At 52.1% G+C, this 3,150-nt stretch carries 2 tRNA genes and 2 rRNA genes; all 4 read right to left on the minus strand.

The features are described from left to right. Positions 1-1,162 (minus strand): 23S ribosomal RNA (locus tag NX774_RS23225); the annotation flags it as partial. Between the two features lie 206 nt (positions 1,163-1,368). Further along, positions 1,369-1,444 (minus strand) — tRNA-Ala (locus NX774_RS23230). A gap of 21 nt (positions 1,445-1,465) precedes the next feature. Beyond that, positions 1,466-1,542, minus strand: a tRNA-Ile gene (locus NX774_RS23235). A gap of 78 nt (positions 1,543-1,620) precedes the next feature. Further along, positions 1,621-3,150: ribosomal RNA gene (locus tag NX774_RS23240) — 16S ribosomal RNA — on the minus strand.

A 3,150-nucleotide genomic window follows, 5' to 3' on the forward strand; every position in this document is an offset into this window, starting at 1 on the left:
CGGATATCCGCAGCTTCGGTGACTGGCTTAGCCCCGTTACATCTTCCGCGCAGGACGACTCGATCAGTGAGCTATTACGCTTTCTTTAAATGATGGCTGCTTCTAAGCCAACATCCTGACTGTTTTAGCCTTCCCACTTCGTTTTCCACTTAGCCAATCTTTGGGACCTTAGCTGGCGGTCTGGGTTGTTTCCCTCTTGACGCCGGACGTTAGCACCCGACGTCTGTCTCCCAAGCTCGCACTCATCGGTATTCGGAGTTTGCAATGGTTTGGTAAGTCGCAATGACCCCCTAGCCATGACAGTGCTCTACCCCCGATGGTGATACTTGAGGCACTACCTAAATAGTTTTCGGAGAGAACCAGCTATTTCCAGATTTGTTTAGCCTTTCACCCCTATCCACAGCTCATCCCCTAGTTTTTCAACACTAGTGGGTTCGGACCTCCAGGGCGTGTTACCGCACCTTCATCCTGGCCATGGATAGATCATCTGGTTTCGGGTCTACACCCAGCGACTGTCGCCCTGTTCGGACTCGATTTCTCTACGGCTCCCCTATCTGGTTAACCTCGCCACTGAATGTAAGTCGCTGACCCATTATACAAAAGGTACGCCGTCACCCCATAAAGAGGCTCCGACTGTTTGTATGCACACGGTTTCAGGTTCTATTTCACTCCCCTCCCGGGGTTCTTTTCGCCTTTCCCTCACGGTACTGGTTCACTATCGGTCGATTACGAGTATTTAGCCTTGGAGGATGGTCCCCCCATCTTCAGACAGGATTTCACGTGTCCCGCCCTACTTGTCTTACGCTTAGTACCACCGGTCTGATTTCGTGTACGGGGCTATCACCCGCTATGGCGCCTGTTTCCAAAGGCTTCCACTATCAGTCCGACTATCACGTAACGGCTCATCCCATTTCGCTCGCCACTACTTTGGGAATCTCGGTTGATTTCTTTTCCTGCAGCTACTTAGATGTTTCAGTTCGCCGCGTTCGCTTCACATACCTATGTATTCAGTATGAGATGACCTAAAAGGCCGGGTTTCCCCATTCGGAAATCTGCGGATCAAAGTGTGTTTGCTCACTCCCCGCAGCTTATCGCAAGCTACAACGTCCTTCATCGCCTGTAATCGCCAAGGCATCCACCATGTGCACTTATTCGCTTGTCCCTATAACTTTAGCCCCTGCGACTAAACAAGGACGTTATAGAGAAAGAGTACAGCTGTGTTGCTATGTTTGTTGTTACAGATTTCTACCCTAAGTGTGTGCTCTCGCACACGCTTAAAGAAAACTTTACTTCTTCCAGATTTTTAAAGAACGAGAACTACACTTATCTAAAACATCGACCAGGTGGCCCGGTCTTACATAAGTGAAGTGGTGGAGGATGACGGGATCGAACCGACGACCCCCTGCTTGCAAAGCAGGTGCTCTCCCAGCTGAGCTAATCCCCCGTTTGTGTTGCTGATAACACATGGTGGGTCTGGTTGGATTCGAACCAACGACCCCCGCGTTATCAACACGGTGCTCTAACCGACTGAGCTACAGACCCGAACTGTTCTCGTTTTTAACAACAGCCGATAAGTGTGAACGTTTGATGATGAGCACTAAGGCTCCGGTGCTACTCTAGAAAGGAGGTGATCCAGCCGCACCTTCCGATACGGCTACCTTGTTACGACTTCACCCCAGTCACGAATCCTACCGTGGTAAGCGCCCTCCTTGCGGTTAAGCTACCTACTTCTGGTAAAACCCGCTCCCATGGTGTGACGGGCGGTGTGTACAAGACCCGGGAACGTATTCACCGCGGCATGCTGATCCGCGATTACTAGCGATTCCAACTTCACGTAGTCGAGTTGCAGACTACGATCCGGACTACGATACACTTTCTGGGATTAGCTCCCCCTCGCGGGTTGGCGGCCCTCTGTATGTACCATTGTATGACGTGTGAAGCCCTACCCATAAGGGCCATGAGGACTTGACGTCATCCCCACCTTCCTCCGGTTTGTCACCGGCAGTCTCATTAGAGTGCCCTTTCGTAGCAACTAATGACAAGGGTTGCGCTCGTTGCGGGACTTAACCCAACATCTCACGACACGAGCTGACGACAGCCATGCAGCACCTGTGTTCAGGCTCCCTTTCGGGCACATCCAGATCTCTCCGGACTTCCTGACATGTCAAGGGTAGGTAAGGTTTTTCGCGTTGCATCGAATTAATCCACATCATCCACCGCTTGTGCGGGTCCCCGTCAATTCCTTTGAGTTTTAATCTTGCGACCGTACTCCCCAGGCGGTCTACTTCACGCGTTAGCTGCGTTACCAAGTCAATTAAGACCCGACAACTAGTAGACATCGTTTAGGGCGTGGACTACCAGGGTATCTAATCCTGTTTGCTCCCCACGCTTTCGTGCATGAGCGTCAGTCTTGACCCAGGGGGCTGCCTTCGCCATCGGTGTTCCTCCACATCTCTACGCATTTCACTGCTACACGTGGAATTCTACCCCCCTCTGCCAGACTCCAGCCTTGCAGTCTCCAACGCAATTCCCAGGTTAAGCCCGGGGATTTCACGTCAGACTTACAAAACCGCCTGCGCACGCTTTACGCCCAGTAATTCCGATTAACGCTTGCACCCTACGTATTACCGCGGCTGCTGGCACGTAGTTAGCCGGTGCTTATTCTTCAGGTACCGTCATTAGCCGTGGATATTAGCCACAGCCGTTTCTTCCCTGACAAAAGAGCTTTACAACCCGAAGGCCTTCTTCACTCACGCGGCATTGCTGGATCAGGGTTGCCCCCATTGTCCAAAATTCCCCACTGCTGCCTCCCGTAGGAGTCTGGACCGTGTCTCAGTTCCAGTGTGGCTGGTCGTCCTCTCAGACCAGCTACTGATCGTCGCCTTGGTGAGCCATTACCTCACCAACTAGCTAATCAGATATCGGCCGCTCCAAAAGCATAAGGCCTTGCGGTCCCCTACTTTCATCCGTAGATCGTATGCGGTATTAGCGTAACTTTCGCTACGTTATCCCCCACTTCTGGGTACGTTCCGATATATTACTCACCCGTTCGCCACTCGCCGCCAGGCCGAAGCCCGCGCTGCCGTTCGACTTGCATGTGTAAAGCATGCCGCCAGCGTTCAATCTGAGCCAGGATCAAACTCTTCAGTT

It is taken from the genome of Massilia agilis (genome assembly GCF_024756255.1).
Lineage (GTDB): Bacteria > Pseudomonadota > Gammaproteobacteria > Burkholderiales > Burkholderiaceae_D > Telluria > Telluria agilis.